The sequence below is a fragment of the Siccibacter turicensis LMG 23730 genome, from assembly GCF_000463155.2.
Taxonomy (GTDB): domain Bacteria; phylum Pseudomonadota; class Gammaproteobacteria; order Enterobacterales; family Enterobacteriaceae; genus Siccibacter; species Siccibacter turicensis.
In genome coordinates this window covers 43,449-61,193 of the sequence record NZ_AWFZ01000002.1, presented here as the reverse complement: position 1 = coordinate 61,193, position 17,745 = coordinate 43,449, and the positions used below count along the sequence as shown (strand labels likewise).

Here is a 17,745-nt window from a genome sequence, read left to right as displayed (position 1 = left end):
TCGTATAGGGAGTTGGCGCCTCGTCAGGCTACAAGCCTGGTCCCTGGCGGGTTCACTATGTGAATCCGCTTTGCCAGGCCCAAATGCCAAACCCGAGATTCTCAAAGGTGGCGTAGTATACGCTGCCAGGGCCTTACGCTCAAGTCCCGAACAGATAAAGATCCCACAGGATCGTGCGAAGCGGGTTAAATCCATCCCCGCTCCGCAAACGAAACGCATTCTCCACGACCAACCACTATATGGTCAAGCACTCTGATCTCCATGAAATTACAGCTTTTTATGATGCGTTCGGTAATGGCTTTATCCGCTTCGCTGGGTTCAGCCAGACCAGACGGATGATTGTGCGAAAGAATCACCGCCGCTGCGTTTATTTTAATCGCCTCGCGAACGATCTCGCGCGGGTGCACCTCAACGTGGCTAAGCGTGCCGGCAAACATCCTGAGCGACTTGATGATTTGATGCTGATTATTAAGAAAAACCACGATGAACACCTCGCGCTCTTCGCCATCCAGCTGGCTTTGTAAAAACGTTTTTGTCATCTCGGTACTACGCAGATGCGGCTCATTCATCACCTGCGCGTAGTAATAGCGACGGGCCAGCTCCGCGATAGCGCTAAACTGCGTAAACGTCGCCACGCCGATGCCCCTTACGGCGTTGAACTGCTTATAGTCCGCCGACAGCAGCCAGTACAGCGACCCAAAATGAGTCAGCAACTTGCGCGCTAACTCGATGACCGGTATGCCTGGCCGCCCGATGCGCAGGAACAGCGCCAGCAGCTCTTCATCCGTTAACGCGGCGACGCCGTGCTTTAACACCTTTTCGCGCGGGCCTCCTTTGGGGAACGTCTTTTTATTCACTGGCGCCTCCATCTGACATGACGCGATGTTGCCACACCCGATTTAGCGGCACGACAGTGATATTCCGGTCCTGCGTAGCGCCTCGCAAAGTCGTTGTGGTCTGCCCGTCGCACCGCATTCTTATTGTGGTAAAGTTCAGCTCTGCGGTGAATCCAACGGGAAGCAATCATGATGGGATTAATGGGTAAAAAAATTGTTCTGGGCGTCAGCGGTGGCATTGCTGCTTACAAGACACCCGAGCTGGTGCGTCGTCTGCGTGAGCGGGGCGCGGACGTTCGCGTCGCCATGACAGATGCGGCCAAAGCCTTCATTACCCCGCTGAGTCTGCAGGCCGTTTCGGGTTATCCGGTTTCCGACAGCCTGCTCGACCCCGCCGCCGAAGCAGCAATGGGTCATATTGAGCTTGGCAAGTGGGCAGACTTAGTCATCCTCGCCCCGGCAACCGCTGACCTGATAGCACGCGTCGCCGCCGGCATGGCTAACGATCTGGTGACCACAATATGCCTGGCCACGCCCGCGTCCGTCGCCGTGGTACCGGCAATGAATCAGCAGATGTATCGCGCTGCCGCCACCCAGCACAACCTGGAGGTGCTTGCCTCACGCAGACTGCGTATCTGGGGGCCGGACAGCGGCAGCCAGGCCTGCGGGGACGTCGGCCCCGGGCGCATGCTCGATCCGTTGGATATCGTCGACCTTGCGGTACAGCACTTTGCGGCTGTAAACGATCTGCAACATCTGAATATCATGATTACCGCCGGTCCCACCCGGGAGCGGCTTGACCCGGTGCGCTACATCACCAATGACAGCTCCGGCAAGATGGGCTTTGCTATTGCCGCCGCCGCTGCATCGCGTGGTGCGACGGTTACGTTGGTCAGCGGCCCGGTAGCACTGTCGACCCCTGCTGGCGTAAAGCGCATCGATGTCACCACCGCACTTGAAATGGAGGCGGCCGTACAGGCCCACGTCAGGCAGCAGCACATTTTCATTGGCTGCGCCGCCGTGGCAGATTATCGCGCGGCACAGGTGGCAGACGAAAAAATTAAAAAGCAGGGGGATGAAATCACCCTGACCATGGTAAAAAATCCCGATATCGTTGCCGGTGTCGGTGCCCTGAATGCGGGTCGCCCTTACGTCGTTGGGTTTGCCGCAGAAACGAATAATGTGGAAGAATACGCCCGGCAAAAACGCGCGCGTAAAAACCTCGATCTGATCTGCGCTAATGATGTATCGCAGCCGGATCAAGGCTTCAACAGCGACAATAATGCATTGCACCTTTTCTGGCAGGAGGGAGATAAAGTCTTACCGCGCGAGCGAAAAGACCTCCTTGGCCATTTATTACTGGATGAGATCGTTACCCGTTATGATGAAAAAAATCGACGTTAAGATTCTGGACCCGCGTGTAGGTCAGCAGTTCCCGCTACCGACTTACGCTACCGCTGGTTCTGCCGGGCTTGACCTGCGTGCCTGCCTTGATGAGGCCGTGGAGCTGGCGCCAGGCGCAACCACCCTGTTGCCAACGGGTCTGGCAATCCATATCGCCGATCCTGCACTGGCGGCGGTCATCCTGCCGCGTTCAGGGCTGGGGCATAAGCACGGTGTCGTGCTGGGTAACCTGGTCGGCCTGATTGATTCAGATTACCAGGGCCAGCTGATGGTCTCGGTCTGGAACCGCGGCCAGCAGAGCTTCACCATTGAGCCGGGCGAGCGTATTGCGCAGATGGTATTTGTACCGGTCGTGCAGGCCGAGTTTAATCTGGTTGAAGACTTCGACGCGACCGAACGTGGCGAAGGTGGATTTGGGCACTCCGGGCGTAAATAACGCCTTTTTTATCGCATCACCTGTCTAAATAACGCGATAACATCACCGCAAACTCAGGTTTGCGGTCGTAGCGTGGTGCGAGCCTGACAAGTATTTATTCCAGGGGTATTTTACGACATGGCAGAAAAACAAACCGCGAAACGGAATCGTCGCGAAGAAATACTTCAGTCTCTCGCGCAGATGCTTGAATCCAGCGATGGCAGCCAGCGCATTACCACCGCAAAGCTTGCTGCCTCTGTAGGCGTATCCGAAGCGGCGTTATACCGGCATTTTCCCAGCAAAACGCGTATGTTCGATAGCCTGATTGAATTTATCGAAGACAGCCTGATTACGCGTATTAACCTGATCCTGAAAGATGAGAAAGATACCACTGCGCGGGTGCGGCTGATTGTTCAGCTGGTTCTTGGCTTCGGCGAACGCAATCCAGGGCTGACGCGCATTTTAACGGGGCATGCGCTGATGTTTGAGCAGGACCGACTGCAGGGGCGCATCAACCAGCTTTTCGAACGCATTGAAGTACAGCTACGTCAGGTACTGCGCGAGCGAAAAATGCGTGAAGGTGAAGGCTATAGCCATGATGAAACCCTGCTGGCAAGCCAGCTGATGGCCTTTTGCGAAGGCATGCTGTCGCGTTTTGTACGCAGCGAGTTCCGTTATAGTCCAACCGAAGAGTTTGACACGCGCTGGCCGCTTCTCGCCGCCCAGCTGCAATAAACCTGTGATGCAGCCGCACTGGCTGCTCAATTTTCTGCATTATCTGTGTAAAAGCCCAACGGAATTCGTTGAGTTGCCAGATGCCGCCAGGCGAAACATTTCCTACCCTCCCTCAGGCACGTCGTTTTACTAAAGCAAAATAATACGCCGAAAACCCTACATACGAAGGAGAGACCTGATGGCAACGTCACGTCGGGAACTGTTAAAACTGACCGGTATCGCTACGGCTGCGCTGATGGTGAGCGCGAAAGGTTACGCTGCCTGGACACCCTCCCCCCGCTACCCTGACCCACGCATTGTCGCCCTGGACGACAGCTTTCGCGCTTATATGCTCTCCAGCGCCAAAGTAGAACAAATTGCCACCGGCTGCCGCTGGGCGGAAGGCCCGGTATGGTTTGGCGACAGCCGGATGCTGCTGTGGAGCGACATACCCAATAATGCCATCATGCGCTGGGACGAAGTCACGGGCGAAACCCGGGTGTTTCGTCAGCCCTCCAGCTTTGCCAACGGGCATGCCCGGGATCGCCAGGGCCGGCTGATCAGCTGTGAGCATGATACCCGCCGCATTACCCGCACTGAGTACGACGGCAGCATCACCATTCTGGCTGACACCTTCGATGGAAAACCTTTCAACTCACCGAACGATATTGCAGTGAAGTCTGACGGCTCAATATGGTTTACCGATCCACCTTTTGGCATTGCGGGGTTTTACGAGGGACATAAAGCAGCACCGGAGCTGCCACAAAACGTCTATCGTCTCGATCCGCAAAGCGGCCAGCTCAGCGTAGCGCTGGGTGATGTCAGAGGCCCTAACGGCATCTGTTTTTCGCCTGACGAGAGAACGCTCTATGTCGTGGAGAGTCGGGCGACGCCGAATCGCTTAATTCTTGCCTGGGACGTAGAGGGCAATACGCTGAAGAATAAACGCGTGCATATCGACTGCGGCAGCGGCACGGCTGACGGCATCGCCTGCGATGTAGATGGGAATCTCTGGTGCGGCTGGGGCATGGGTAGTGAAGAGCTGGACGGCGTGCGCGTCTTTAATACCCAGGGTAAAGCGATTGGCATGATTCATTTGCCGGAGCGCTGCGCTAACCTCTGCTTTGGCGGCGCATCGCGCAACCGCCTGTTCATGGCATCAAGCACGTCTGTCTATTCGCTGTATGTGAACACGCAGGGCGCCGCGCTGCTCTAAGCATCACCCGGCAGTGCGTCTGCCGGGTTAACAAACTACACGCCAAACTGCTCGCGATAGGCGTGTACCGCAGCCAGGCTGTCGGCCATCTCCGGTTTTTCTTCCAGCCAGTCGATCAAATCCTGAAGCGTGATGATGGAAATCACCTGGCAGCCATAATCGCGTTCAACTTCCTGAATGGCAGAAATATCGGCCCGGCCCCGCTCCTGACGATCGAGCGAAATCAGTACGCCGGCGAGGGTAGCGCCGTTGGCCTGAATGATCTCCATCGATTCACGAATCGCGGTACCGGCGGTAATCACGTCGTCCACCAGCATGATGCGCCCTTGCAGCGGGCTGCCCACCAGACTGCCGCCTTCGCCATGATCCTTTGCTTCTTTACGGTTGAAGCAGTACGGCACATCGCGCTCATGGTGCTCCGCAAGCGCTACGGCGGTGGTAGTGGCAATCGGGATGCCTTTATACGCCGGACCAAACAGCAGGTCGAAATCAATGCCGGAATCCACCAGCGCTTCTGCGTAAAAACGGCCTAACAGCGCCAGATCGCGTCCGGTGTTAAACAGCCCGGCATTAAAAAAATACGGACTTTTGCGCCCGGATTTCAGCGTGAATTCGCCAAATTTGAGCACCTGCTTGTTAAGTGCAAATTCAATAAACTGGCGCTGATACGGTTTCATGGCTTCGCTCCTCATCTCTCTTTTTTACGCAAAAAAAAGCGACCATTACGGTCGCCTTAAATCAGTTTTCTAACGCCGCCTTCTGCGACGCGACGATCGACTCAATGCCCTCTCGCGCCAGGGCCAGCAAGGAGAGCAGCTCCTCATGGCTGAACGGCTCACCTTCGGCCGTTCCCTGCACCTCGATCATGCGTCCGTCTTCGGTCATCACCACGTTCATGTCGGTTTCGGCTGCGGAATCTTCGACATACTCCAGATCGCAGACCGCTTCACCTTTCACAATCCCCACAGAGACCGCGGCGACCATTCCTTTCATCGGATTCTTTTTCAGCTTCCCGGCGGCAACCAGGCCGTTCAGGGCATCCGCCAACGCCACACAGGCGCCGGTGATCGAGGCGGTGCGCGTGCCGCCATCCGCCTGCAGCACGTCGCAGTCAAGCGTGATGGTGAATTCGCCCAGCGCTTTCAAATCGACAGCGGCGCGCAGCGAGCGGGCGATCAGGCGTTGGATTTCCAGAGTACGACCGCCCTGTTTGCCTTTCGCGGCTTCGCGTGGGTTACGGGTATGGGTAGAGCGCGGCAGCATGCCATATTCAGCGGTGATCCAGCCCTGGCCTTGCCCTTTCAGAAAACGCGGAACGCTCTCTTCAATAGTGGCAGTGCATAGCACTTTGGTCTCACCAAATTCAACAAGCACGGAACCTTCAGCGTGTTTCGTGTAATGACGGGTCAGGGTGACGGGGCGCACCTGATTAGCGCTACGGCCTGATGGACGCATGAGTGATTCTCCGGCTTGTGGCAAATGTGGCTGCGCATTATACGGGCTTCGCAAGCTTATTCCTATCATGGTGAGCCAGCGAGGGCTATAATCCCTGCAAATTCATTTACAGAACGGGTATGACTATGATCCGCAGTATGACCGCCTACGCACGTCGGGAAATCAAGGGTGAATGGGGCAGCGCAACCTGGGAATTGCGCTCCGTGAACCAACGCTACCTGGAAACCTATTTCCGCCTGCCCGAGCAGTTCCGTAGCCTCGAACCGGTTGTTCGCGAACGCATTCGTACCCGTCTGACCCGCGGTAAAGTGGAGTGCAGCCTGCGTTTTGAGCCGGATGCCAGCGCAAAAGGCGAGCTGACCCTGAATGAAAAACTGGCGAAACAACTAGTTAGCGCGGCGAACTGGGTAAAAATGCAGAGCGACGAGGGTGAAATCAATCCGGTTGATATTCTGCGTTGGCCAGGTGTGATGGCAGCGCAGGAACAGGATCTGGATGCTATCGCCGCAGAAATTCTTACCGCGTTCGACGGCGCGATGGACGACTTTATCGTGGCGCGCGAAACCGAAGGCCAGGCGCTGAAAGCGATGATTGAACAGCGCCTTGAAGGCGTCAGCGTTGAAGTAGGCAAAGTGCGCGGCTGGATGCCGGAGATCATGCAGTGGCAGCGCGAGCGCCTCGTTAACAAGCTTGAAGAAGCCCAGGTGCAGCTGGAAAATAACCGCCTTGAGCAGGAACTGGTGCTGATGGCGCAGCGTATTGACGTAGCCGAAGAGCTGGATCGTCTCGAAGCGCACGTCAAAGAAACCTACAACATCCTCAAGAAGAAAGAGGCCGTTGGCCGTCGTCTCGACTTTATGATGCAGGAGTTCAATCGCGAGTCGAATACCCTGGCGTCGAAATCTATCAATGCCGACGTAACGAATTCCGCCATCGAACTAAAAGTACTGATTGAACAGATGCGCGAGCAGATCCAGAACGTGGAATAACCCGTTTTCACCACCGTCATATCAGGCCCGTCTTCGGACGGGTTCTGCGTGAACGCCCACGTAATACTGTATTTGTGACATACCCTGCCTGATGGAAATTTATCCATTACCCTGTTAATAACAATACATTACTGGCTAATCGCCCTCTCTCATCCATAAATAAAACTAATCTCAAACCCGACCTGTTAGAAAATCTCAATCGTGCGCTGGCGCTTAAGTCCTTACCCTTCTGCGGCTTGATGAGGGGAATACAATGCTGCTTCATATTCTTTATATTATTGGTATTACCGCTGAAGCGATGACCGGCGCCCTGGCGGCAGGGCGCCGGCGGATGGACACGTTCGGTGTCATCATTATTGCCACGGCCACGGCTCTCGGCGGAGGCTCAGTGCGCGATATTTTACTCGGACACTACCCGCTCGGCTGGGTGGCGCATCCTGAGTACGTCATTATCGTAGCGACCGCTGCGGTGGTGACCACCATTGTGGCGCCGGTGATGCCCCATCTGCGCCGTTTCTTTTTAATTCTTGATGCGCTCGGCCTGGTAGTATTCTCCATTATTGGTGCCCAGGTCGCGCTGGACATGGGCGAAGGGCCAATCATTGCGGTCATCGCTGCGGTGATTACCGGCGTCTTCGGCGGCGTACTGCGCGATATGTTCTGCAAACGCATTCCGCTGGTATTTCAGAAGGAGCTCTATGCGGGCATTGCTTTCGCCGCGGCCGTCCTCTACGTTGCGCTTCAGCATTATGTATCCAGCCATGACGTGGTCGTCATAGCAACGCTGCTGTTTGGTTTCACGGCGCGTCTGCTCGCGCTTCGCTTTCGGCTGGGACTGCCTGTGTTTCACTATCGTCATAGCTCCCACTGAAGCCAGCAAAGCCTGGTATGCCCTGTGCGGCAAGCCAGCGGGCCAGCGTGGCGATCTCCGGATGATGGGAGAACGCCACCAGCTTTTTAGCACGGACCTTACCCACACCGGGTAGCTGTTGCCAGCGTGCTTCATTACGATTTAAGACCTGCTGCCAGCTGCGATCCGCAAGCAGTTCAAGCGCCACATCAGGTAAAGGAAGGCCCAACGCTTTCAACCAGCGTGAAAAGGGCTGACGTCGGGTCAGCGTAAAACGTTGCCATATAGCCGCGGCGCGAGCCGGAGAGATGCCCGGGGTTGTTGCAAGCGCCTCCCGCGACAGGGCAAGCCATGAGAACAGATGTTCAAAGCGATGCGCCTGCAGTAGCTGCGTCCATACCGCATCATTCAGACCAGGGATATCCAGCACCGCTGCACGGCTCAGCCAGCTCAGACGTGCGGTAAACTGCTCCCGGCATGCCGCCGTGGCGAAATAGCAGCTGAACTGATGAAACTGCCCTTCGGCAGGTGGCTGCGGGGTGTCGCGCTGCGATACGCGCCAGACCACCCGATCGATACGAGGAATACCGCGTCCGGCCAGACTCACCATCACCTGATCGCCCGGGACAAGATCCAGACGACGCCAGCGGTTAACCGAACCGATATTGACCCGCGAAACGGTTTTATCATCAATCCCAATCGGGGAAAGCTCAGCCACAACGCCAATGTTTCCGGTTCGCCCTGTGGTGAAATGAACCCGCTTTACATGCGCGATATGCTGCGCAGGCGGATATTTCCATGCAACCACCCAGTCACCTTCGCCAGGCATCCAGCTTGCTGACGGCGGCTCCCGGCCGTCCCGTATTACCACGCCGTCAGTAACAAACGGCAGCGGGCTCGTAAACCATTGTTCGCGCAGGGCCGCAACATCGCTAAGCTGGGTGACGGGAACCGTCCAGCGTTTCACGAGCGGGAATCCGCCCTTTTCCAGCGCGTCCAGCCGGCCTTTCATCGACGTCGGACCCTCAGGCCATGCCCAGATAAAGACATCCAGCTCGCGCAGCAACGGGGAGTCATCTTTCCGCATCATGGCACCAGCCACTTTTGCCCGGGCATTCATACCGCCGGCCTGCTTCTGCACATGCTTATCCCGTCGCCAGAAAATCTCGCCCTGCAAGACGCTATCAGCCAGCGCACCGCTGGTGCGTTGCGGGATTGCCGGAATGGAACGCACCCGACTTGTCCAGTCCTGACCCAGCCGCCCGTCACCACGACTGATAGCCTTAACCAGCCTGCCATGGCGGTAAACCAGCGTTACGGCGACGCCATCAATTTTGGGCTGCGCCCAGAGTTCATCACGCGCACGCATCCATTGCGTCAGCGCAACAGGATTATCCAGCTTGCGGACACCGGTGTGAAAAACAGGGTGAAGTACTTTGCCCGACGAAGGCGGCGCCGACACCGGTATAACCTGCGAAGCCTGAAAACAGGCTTGCCACTCATGCAGTCTCGTGCGCAGTTCGTCATAGACCGCATCGCTAACCGGACTTTCGCCGCGCAGCCAGTAATCGCGATCCCACGCGGTGAGCTGGGCAGAAAGGCGCTCCATCTCTTGCCCGGCTTCTGCGTCGCTCCATATGGGGCATGCCGCGTCGGCAAAGGGGCTCAGTGTTGTCAGAAACAGCAGCGCGATAAACATCCTTTTCATAGGTTCCTCCCTGAGGTGCAGGGAAGATATAACGCCGCGTTACGGTCTGTGCGAGGGCCAAAACAGATCGCTGCGAGACGCTTTCCAGGGAATTAATACTGTTGCAGCAAATTGTGCGGCCTCCCGGAAGCAGGCTCGCATTGCTGTTATTCATCAGGGAAAAGTCATGACAAAAGCTACGTCACGAAGCGGCTGTGTGTATAATAAGCCGTGATCTCCACTCTACTTTGCGTTGCGGGTATCCGGCTCAGGCACTGAGGTAATCGCATTTTTATCGCTTACCTGTCGCGTTTAGCCGGCCATACACGCATCTCTTTTCGGCATTTCAACTGACGTAAGAAACAGATGGCTCAAGGTACGCTTTATATTATTTCCGCCCCCAGCGGTGCAGGTAAGTCCAGCCTGATTCAGGCATTTTTGAAGACGCAGCCGCTCTATGATTCACAGGTATCCGTGTCTCATACCACCCGCGCCCCCCGCCCGGGAGAAACGCACGGCGAGCACTATTTCTTTGTCAATCATGATGAATTCCGCAGCATGATTGCCGAAGACGCGTTTCTTGAGCACGCGGAAGTGTTCGGCAACTATTACGGAACGTCGCGTAAAACGATTGAATCCGTGCTGGCGACCGGCGTGGATATCTTCCTGGATATCGACTGGCAGGGCGCGAAGCAGATTCGTCAGAAAATGCCGCAGGCACGCAGTATCTTTATTCTGCCGCCGTCGAAAGAAGAGCTGGATCGCCGCCTGCGTGGACGCGGGCAGGATAGCGAAGAGGTCATTGCAAAACGCATGGCGCAGGCCGTTGCAGAGATGAGCCACTACGCTGAGTATGATTACCTTATCGTGAATGATGATTTCGATACGGCGCTGGCCGACTTGAAAACTATCCTTCGCGCTGAGCGCCTGCGTATGGGGCGCCAGAAACAACGCCATGACGCTTTAATCACCAAACTATTGGCAGACTGAACCCAGTTTCAGTATCATGCCCAGTCATTTCTTCACCTGTGGAGCATTTTAATTATGGCACGCGTAACTGTTCAGGACGCTGTTGAGAAAATTGGTAACCGTTTTGACCTGGTGCTGGTCGCCGCGCGTCGCGCTCGTCAGATGCAGGTAGGCGGTAAAGATCCGCTGGTGGCGGAAGAAAACGATAAAACCACGGTTATCGCACTGCGCGAAATCGAAGAGGGGCTGATCAACAACCAGATCCTCGATGTCCGTGAGCGCCAGGAACAGCAAGAGCAGGAAGCCGCAGAAATGCAGGCCGTTACCGCTATTGCTGAAGGCCGTCGTTAATAACCAGCGGGTAGCCCTTGTATCTGTTTGAAAGCCTGAATCAGCTGATTCAACAATACTTGCCGGAAGACCAGATTAAGCGTCTTCAGCAAGCGTATCTCGTTGCACGTGACGCTCACGAGGGCCAGACACGTTCAAGTGGCGAACCTTATATCACGCACCCGGTAGCGGTGGCCTGCATTCTGGCCGAGATGAAACTCGACTATGAAACGCTAATGGCCGCGCTGCTGCATGACGTGATTGAAGACACCCCTGCGACATATCAGGATATGGAGCAGCTATTTGGCAAAAGCGTTGCCGAACTGGTTGAAGGGGTGTCAAAGCTCGACAAGCTTAAGTTTCAGGATAAGAAAGAGGCTCAGGCCGAAAACTTCCGCAAAATGATTATGGCGATGGTGCAGGACATCCGCGTCATTCTGATTAAGCTTGCCGACCGTACTCACAATATGCGCACGCTGGGCTCCCTTCGCCCCGATAAGCGTCGCCGTATTGCCCGCGAAACGCTGGAAATCTACAGCCCGCTTGCCCACCGTCTGGGTATTCATCACCTGAAAACTGAGCTCGAAGAGCTGGGCTTTGAGGCGCTGCACCCGAATCGCTATCGTGTGATTAAAGAGGTGGTCAAAGCCGCACGCGGCAACCGTAAAGAGATGATTCAGAAGATCCTTTCTGAAATCGAAGGACGGCTGCAGGAAGCGGGAATTCCGTGTCGCGTCAGCGGCCGGGAAAAGCATCTTTACTCTATCTACTGCAAAATGGTGCTCAAGGAGCAGCGTTTTCACTCGATCATGGATATCTACGCCTTCCGCGTCATCGTGAGGGATGTTGATACCTGTTATCGCGTGCTCGGCCAGATGCACAGCCTGTATAAGCCCCGCCCGGGTCGCATGAAGGATTACATCGCGATTCCTAAGGCGAACGGCTATCAGTCTCTCCATACGTCCATGATTGGCCCGCACGGTGTGCCGGTTGAAGTGCAGATCCGCACCGAAGATATGGATCAGATGGCAGAAATGGGGGTTGCAGCACACTGGGCGTATAAAGAGCACGGTGAAAGCAGTACCACCGCACAAATCCGCGCCCAGCGCTGGATGCAAAGCCTGCTTGAACTTCAGCAGAGTGCGGGTAGCTCGTTCGAATTTATCGAGAGCGTAAAATCTGATCTCTTCCCGGATGAGATTTATGTTTTCACGCCGGAAGGTCGCATCGTCGAACTTCCTGCCGGGGCTACACCGGTCGACTTTGCCTATGCCGTGCATACCGATATCGGTCATGCCTGCGTTGGTGCTCGCGTCGATCGCCAGCCCTACCCCCTTTCGCAGTCGTTGACCAGCGGCCAGACGGTGGAGATTATCACCGCACCGGGCGCCCGACCCAACGCGGCGTGGCTGAACTTTGTCGTTAGCTCGAAAGCACGCGCCAAAATCCGTCAGATGCTGAAAAACCTCAAGCGTGACGACTCCGTCAGCCTGGGGCGTCGTCTGCTGAATCATGCGCTGGGCGGCAGTCGTAAGCTGGCCGAGATCCCACCGGAGCATGTGCAGCGCGAGCTTGAGCGCATGAAACTGGCGACCCTTGACGATCTGCTGGCCGAGATTGGCCTTGGCAACGCGATGAGCGTCGTGGTGGCGAAAAACCTGCTTCAGGGCGACGCCAGCACCACCGGTCAGCCGGTGGTAAACGCCTCGCCTGGCGCCAGCCATCTGCCTATCAAAGGCGCGGACGGCGTGCTGATCACCTTCGCGAAGTGCTGCCGCCCTATTCCTGGCGACCCGATCGTTGCCCACGTCAGCCCTGGTAAAGGGCTGGTTATCCACCATGAGTCGTGCCGCAACATCCGCGGCTATCAGAAAGAACCTGAGAAATTCATGGCGGTTGAGTGGGATAAAGAGACCGAGCAGGAGTTTCTCACCGAGATCAAGGTGGACATGTTCAACCATCAGGGTGCGCTGGCTAACCTCACGGCGGCGATCAACACGGCCGGCTCAAATATCCACAGCCTGAATACCGAAGAGAAAGACGGACGCGTTTATAGCGCCTTTATCCGTCTGTCGGCACGCGATCGTGTGCATCTGGCCAACGTTATGCGCAAAATTCGCGTAATGCCGGATGTCATCAAAGTCACTCGCAACCGAAACTAACGTATGAACGCTCAACGCTATGCGCGGATCCGCGAGATGCTCGCCAGGCGGCAGCCCGACCTGACCGTCTGCATGGAGCAGGTGCATAAGCCGCATAACGTCTCCGCCATTATTCGTACCGCCGATGCGGTGGGCGTCCATGAAGTTCATGCCGTATGGCCGGGAAACCGGATGCGCACCATGGCATCCTCCGCGGCGGGCAGCAATAGCTGGGTTGAAGTCAAAACCCACCGCACCATTGCAGAGGCGGTAACCCACCTTAAAGCGCGCGGCATGCAGGTTCTGGCAACCCACCTCTCCGACCGTGCCGTTGATTTCCGCGACATCGACTACACCCGTCCGACCTGCATCTTGCTGGGTCAGGAGAAAACCGGGATCACGCGCGAAGCGCTGGATCTGGCGGATCGGGATATCATCATCCCGATGACGGGCATGGTGCAGTCGCTTAACGTGTCGGTCGCGTCGGCACTGATCCTTTACGAAGCGCAGCGCCAGCGCCAGAACGCCGGTATGTACAACCGAGACAACAGCATGCTGCCGGTTGATGAACAGCAGCGTCTGCTGTTCGAAGGGGGTTATCCGGTGCTCGCTCGCGTGGCGAAGCGCAAAGGTCTTCCCTACCCGCATGTGGATGAGAACGGCGAAATCGTTGCCGATGCCACGTGGTGGGCGACGATGCAGTCCGCGGAGTAAGCGATGCGTGGCCGCCTGCTGGATGCCGTCCCGCTAAGCTCGCTGACCGGCGTCGGTGCGAGTCAAAGCAGCAAACTGGCGAAAATTGGTCTGCACACCGTGCAGGATCTCCTGCTTCACCTCCCGCTTCGATATGAAGACCGCACCCAGCTCTATGCGATTGGCGATCTGCTGCCCGGCATTTATGCCACGGTGGAGGGCGAGGTGCTGAACAGCAGCGTCTCGTTCGCCGGTCGACGCATGATGACCTGCCAGATCAGCGACGGCAGCGGCATCCTTACCATGCGCTTCTTCAACTTTAACGCCGCGATGAAAAATGGCCTCGCAACCGGCCGTCGCGTGCTGGCATACGGTGAAGCAAGACGCGGGAAGTACGGCGCGGAGATGATCCATCCCGAATACCGTATCCAGGGGGACAGTTCCACTCCTGAGATGCAGGACACCCTGACGCCGGTCTATCCCACCACCGAAGGGGTGCGCCAGGCCACGCTGCGTAAGCTGACCGATCAGGCGCTGGATCTGCTGGACACCTGCGCGGTAACCGAACTGCTACCGCCTGAGCTGGCGCAGGGCATGATGAGTCTCCCTGAAGCGTTGCGCACCCTGCATCGTCCGCCGCCGACCCTGACGCTTGCCGATCTGGAAAGCGGAAAACACCCTGCGCAACATCGTTTGATTCTCGAAGAGCTGCTGGCGCACAACCTGAGCATGCTGGCGTTACGCGCAGGCGCGCAGCGTCTCCATGCCCTACCGTTGGGCGCTGATGACAACCTCAAACAGCAGCTTCTCGCCTCCCTGCCTTTTAGCCCGACCGGGGCGCAGCAGCGGGTGGTAGCGGAAGTGGAGCGCGATATGGCGCGCGACATGCCGATGATGCGCCTGGTACAGGGTGATGTCGGCTCCGGTAAGACGCTGGTTGCCGCCCTTGCGGCGCTGCGCGCCATCGCGCACGGTAAGCAGGTCGCGCTGATGGCGCCAACCGAGCTGCTGGCCGAACAGCACGCGGCCAATTTCCGCAGCTGGTTTGCGCCGCTCGGCGTAGAAGTGGGCTGGCTTGCCGGCAAACAAAAAGGCAAAGCGCGTCTGGCTCAGCAGGAGGCAATCGCCAGCGGCCAGGTCCAGATGGTGGTGGGTACCCATGCTATTTTTCAGGAGCAGGTGCAGTTCAGCGGGCTGGCACTGGTCATTATCGACGAACAGCACCGTTTCGGCGTGCACCAGCGCCTGGCGCTACGCGAGAAAGGCCAGCAGCAGGGCTTTCATCCTCATCAGCTGATCATGACCGCTACCCCGATTCCGCGCACGCTGGCAATGACCGCCTATGCCGATCTGGATACCTCGGTGATTGATGAACTGCCGCCGGGGCGTACCCCGGTCACCACCGTCGCCATTCCCGACACCCGGCGCAATGACATCATTGAGCGCGTGCGCCACGCCTGTATTGAAGAGCATCGCCAGGCCTACTGGGTCTGTACCCTGATTGAAGAGTCGGAACTGCTGGAGGCGCAGGCGGCAGAAGCGACCTGGGCTGAGCTTAACGTGGCGCTGCCGGAACTGCGCGTTGGCCTGGTACATGGCCGTATGAAGCCGACGGAAAAACAGGCGGTGATGCAGGCGTTCAAGCAGGGTGAGATTCATCTGCTGATTGCCACCACGGTCATTGAGGTGGGCGTCGATGTGCCTAACGCGAGCCTGATGATCATCGAGAACCCGGAACGTCTGGGGCTGGCGCAGCTTCATCAGCTGCGCGGCCGCGTTGGGCGTGGGGCCGTGGCTTCGCACTGCGTGCTGCTGTTCAAATCACCGCTGTCGAAAACGGCCCAGATGCGTTTGCAGGTGCTGCGCGACAGCAACGACGGCTTCGTGATCGCGCAAAAAGACCTTGAGATACGCGGGCCGGGAGAACTGCTCGGCACACGCCAGACCGGCAACGCCGAGTTCAAAGTAGCGGATCTGCTGCGCGATCAGGCGCTGATTCCTGAAGTGCAGCGCCTTGCACGCCATATTCACGAACGTTATCCGGACCAGGCCGCGGCGCTCATCGAACGCTGGATGCCGGAAACGGAACGCTACTCCAACGCGTAGTCCCGCAACGTCCCACTGCTATTACTTTTTTCTCACCTGCCCTGACGTATTATTGCGAGCAAAAAGCTTATGCACATATCATCTTATATAATGGATCGGTAGGTAATCTTATATTCAGGAGGATGGCTCTTCCACGCAGCGAATCGCGTGAAGATATTAAAATAAGTAACATTCACTTTCAACGTGTGCATACGCGTTAGATTTTATTTTAGAAAGAGACATATTATGTCAAGGCAAGAATATATGCCTTTTAAATAAATAAAATCCTGGGGAATGCAAGAACAATTAGAATGCCGTTAACAAATAACGACCAGGAGAATATAAAAATAATTCCATCATTGTACTAATAAATATTCATCGAGCCTATAATATATAAATTTCAATTCAACAAAAGAAACGTCCCAGAGCACAATTAATCAAGAAAGAAACATCTCACAACATGAATAATTCAACCCTAAATTCACCATGCTGAATTTCTTGATCCTGACATCATCGGCTGTTCAGAAATATAAATTTACAGATCACAATGAATAGCGCATCTGATAAAAAAGATGACTATCTGACCTGAGAATCCTTTCAGGTTAGCAATAATAGTGGAGTAGGTATCATGAAAAAAATAGCATTATTAATTACCTTAGGCGGGTTTCTAATAACCAGCATTGCACAAGCTGAAAATAGTGATGTAGCGGCCACGCTGTCTATTTCTGGCACGTTAAAAGATTCGTCTACTGGATGCACCATCGAGTTCAGAGATCCTACTGTTAATATGGGTTCCAGGGAAATAGAGTCCTTGCCTCTGCAGGGCCATCATGTTGATAAAGGTCAGTTAACTATGGTTACCGCGAACCTGATTGGCAGCTGTACTAAAGAGGGCCAACTGGTACCTAACCTGTCCTTCACTGGCATTGTTGATGATGCGGCCGGTAACTCACTGGCAAATGCCGCAACTGGCTCAACGGCAGCAACAGGTTTAGGTGTGGGTATCTATTCGTATGCGGGTTATCCTATTACGCCTGATGGCAGCCCAGTGCTCGCTACCGGTAACGAGAGTACTATGTTTTATATCGGCATGGTTAAGCTTAACGGGGCCACCCCAACACCGGGCCAGGTCCAGTCATCGTTAACGATGCAGATTGAATCTTTATAAAAAATAATTTGTCATAATTACACCCGGTGTTTTTATCATCGGGTTTATTTCCTCAATCAGGAATTATCAGGCTTTAGAAAATGAAAAAGGTATTACTGACAACATTCCTGGCCGCATGCTGCTGGTCAGGAATGAGCCATGCTGCGTTGACGCTGAGTGCCGATCGGCTTGTTTATAATGGCAAGGACGGCGATGCCTCTATTACTATTCATAGTAATGAGGACCGTGCTTATTTAATTCAGTCCTGGCTGGATGCCGGCGACAGTACGGTAAAAAAAGATTTACCGTTTGTGGTAACACCGCCGCTTTTCCGTCTGGCGCCTAAAAGCGACAACGTCATTCGAATTGTCTATCTGGGAAATGGCCTGCCTGCCGATCGTGAAAGTCTGTTCTGGCTTGACGTAAAAGGTGTGCCCGGATTGAACGATGAAGAGGCGAAAGTTGAAAACCGTATGGTGCTGGCGATTAACAACCGCATTAAATTTTTCTATCGTCCTGCCGGTTTAAAAGGCGATCCGGGACAAGGCGTCAAAAATGCACACTGGAGTCACGCCGGGAATAATTTAACCGTTGAAAACGCCTCACCTTACTATTTGGTATTCAGCAAGATTATTGCTGACAAGGAATCCATTCAGGTTTCAGTAGTGGATAACAATACGGTCATCCCACCGTTTGGGAAAAAGTCTTACAAGCTTAAACATACACCGGCGGCTGGCTCCAGCGTGGAGTGGAATGGAATAAACGACTTTGGCGTGACCTCTGAAACGTTTTCTCAGCACCTTGACTAGTTAAC

Annotated in this window: 17 protein-coding genes; 13 read left to right on the top strand and 4 right to left on the bottom strand. The window is 55.5% G+C overall.

Features of this window, described 5'->3' with window-relative positions:
* Window positions 1-185: 185 nt before the first annotated feature.
* Window positions 186-857, bottom strand: coding sequence for a RadC family protein (gene radC, locus DW58_RS00400; RefSeq protein WP_029696389.1), 672 nt, complete (start codon window positions 855-857; stop codon window positions 186-188).
* A gap of 171 nt (window positions 858-1,028) precedes the next feature.
* Between radC and coaBC the strand changes: the two genes are divergently transcribed.
* The 4 genes from coaBC (at window position 1,029) to DW58_RS00380 (ending at window position 4,585) form a co-directional block, all read left to right on the top strand.
* On the top strand, window positions 1,029-2,240 hold the full coding sequence (gene coaBC / locus DW58_RS00395) for a bifunctional phosphopantothenoylcysteine decarboxylase/phosphopantothenate--cysteine ligase CoaBC (RefSeq protein ID WP_024549458.1): 1,212 nt from the start codon (window positions 1,029-1,031) through the stop codon (window positions 2,238-2,240).
* The gene (gene dut, locus DW58_RS00390) at window positions 2,218-2,676 is read left to right on the top strand and encodes a dUTP diphosphatase (protein ID WP_024549457.1); all 459 of its coding nucleotides are present in this window, start codon (window positions 2,218-2,220) and stop codon (window positions 2,674-2,676) included. The genes coaBC and dut overlap by 23 nt, the downstream gene beginning before the upstream one ends.
* Window positions 2,677-2,793: 117 nt before the next feature.
* Window positions 2,794-3,390 (top strand): nucleoid occlusion factor SlmA, encoded by a 597-nt coding sequence (gene slmA / locus DW58_RS00385; RefSeq protein WP_024549456.1) that lies wholly within the window; start codon window positions 2,794-2,796, stop codon window positions 3,388-3,390.
* Between the two features lie 178 nt (window positions 3,391-3,568).
* On the top strand, window positions 3,569-4,585 hold the full coding sequence (locus DW58_RS00380) for an SMP-30/gluconolactonase/LRE family protein (RefSeq protein ID WP_024549455.1): 1,017 nt from the start codon (window positions 3,569-3,571) through the stop codon (window positions 4,583-4,585).
* Window positions 4,586-4,620: 35 nt separating this feature from the next.
* On the opposite strand, the gene pyrE is transcribed toward DW58_RS00380, so the two are convergent.
* Both pyrE and rph read right to left on the bottom strand, forming a co-directional pair.
* A complete protein-coding gene (gene pyrE, locus DW58_RS00375; RefSeq protein WP_024549454.1) occupies window positions 4,621-5,262 on the bottom strand; it encodes an orotate phosphoribosyltransferase in 642 nt (213 codons plus the stop codon).
* A gap of 61 nt (window positions 5,263-5,323) precedes the next feature.
* The gene (gene rph, locus DW58_RS00370; protein ID WP_024549453.1) at window positions 5,324-6,040 is read right to left on the bottom strand and encodes a ribonuclease PH; all 717 of its coding nucleotides are present in this window, start codon (window positions 6,038-6,040) and stop codon (window positions 5,324-5,326) included.
* Window positions 6,041-6,165: 125 nt separating this feature from the next.
* On the opposite strand from rph, the gene DW58_RS00365 reads away from it, so the two are divergent.
* On the top strand, window positions 6,166-7,029 hold the full coding sequence (locus tag DW58_RS00365; protein WP_024549452.1) for a YicC/YloC family endoribonuclease: 864 nt from the start codon (window positions 6,166-6,168) through the stop codon (window positions 7,027-7,029).
* Window positions 7,030-7,282: 253 nt separating this feature from the next.
* Window positions 7,283-7,900, top strand: a complete 618-nt coding sequence (locus DW58_RS00360) for a trimeric intracellular cation channel family protein (protein ID WP_024549451.1) — start codon at window positions 7,283-7,285, stop codon at window positions 7,898-7,900.
* On the opposite strand, the gene ligB is transcribed toward DW58_RS00360, so the two are convergent.
* The gene (ligB, locus tag DW58_RS00355) at window positions 7,827-9,587 is read right to left on the bottom strand and encodes an NAD-dependent DNA ligase LigB (protein ID WP_024562415.1); all 1,761 of its coding nucleotides are present in this window, start codon (window positions 9,585-9,587) and stop codon (window positions 7,827-7,829) included. The genes DW58_RS00360 and ligB overlap by 74 nt on opposite strands.
* 345 nt (window positions 9,588-9,932) lie before the next feature.
* Between ligB and gmk the strand changes: the two genes are divergently transcribed.
* The 7 genes from gmk to DW58_RS00320 all read left to right on the top strand — a co-directional run bounded on the left by gmk (window position 9,933) and on the right by DW58_RS00320 (window position 17,740).
* On the top strand, window positions 9,933-10,556 hold the full coding sequence (gene gmk / locus DW58_RS00350; RefSeq protein WP_024547989.1) for a guanylate kinase: 624 nt from the start codon (window positions 9,933-9,935) through the stop codon (window positions 10,554-10,556).
* Between the two features lie 54 nt (window positions 10,557-10,610).
* Complete coding sequence (gene rpoZ / locus DW58_RS00345; RefSeq protein WP_024547990.1) at window positions 10,611-10,886, top strand: DNA-directed RNA polymerase subunit omega; 276 nt, start codon at window positions 10,611-10,613, stop codon at window positions 10,884-10,886.
* 17 nt (window positions 10,887-10,903) lie between these two features.
* On the top strand, window positions 10,904-13,027 hold the full coding sequence (spoT, locus tag DW58_RS00340; protein ID WP_024547991.1) for a bifunctional GTP diphosphokinase/guanosine-3',5'-bis pyrophosphate 3'-pyrophosphohydrolase: 2,124 nt from the start codon (window positions 10,904-10,906) through the stop codon (window positions 13,025-13,027).
* Window positions 13,028-13,030: 3 nt separating this feature from the next.
* On the top strand, window positions 13,031-13,720 hold the full coding sequence (gene trmH, locus DW58_RS21215; RefSeq protein ID WP_024547992.1) for a tRNA (guanosine(18)-2'-O)-methyltransferase TrmH: 690 nt from the start codon (window positions 13,031-13,033) through the stop codon (window positions 13,718-13,720).
* A 3-nt stretch (window positions 13,721-13,723) separates the two neighbouring features.
* Entirely contained in the window at window positions 13,724-15,805 is a 2,082-nt protein-coding gene (recG, locus tag DW58_RS00330) for an ATP-dependent DNA helicase RecG (RefSeq protein ID WP_024547993.1), read from the top strand.
* A 607-nt stretch (window positions 15,806-16,412) separates the two neighbouring features.
* Window positions 16,413-16,952, top strand: coding sequence for a fimbrial protein (locus DW58_RS00325; RefSeq protein ID WP_024547994.1), 540 nt, complete (start codon window positions 16,413-16,415; stop codon window positions 16,950-16,952).
* Window positions 16,953-17,032: 80 nt separating this feature from the next.
* Window positions 17,033-17,740, top strand: a complete 708-nt coding sequence (locus tag DW58_RS00320) for a fimbrial biogenesis chaperone (RefSeq protein ID WP_024547995.1) — start codon at window positions 17,033-17,035, stop codon at window positions 17,738-17,740.
* Window positions 17,741-17,745 lie beyond the last annotated feature (5 nt).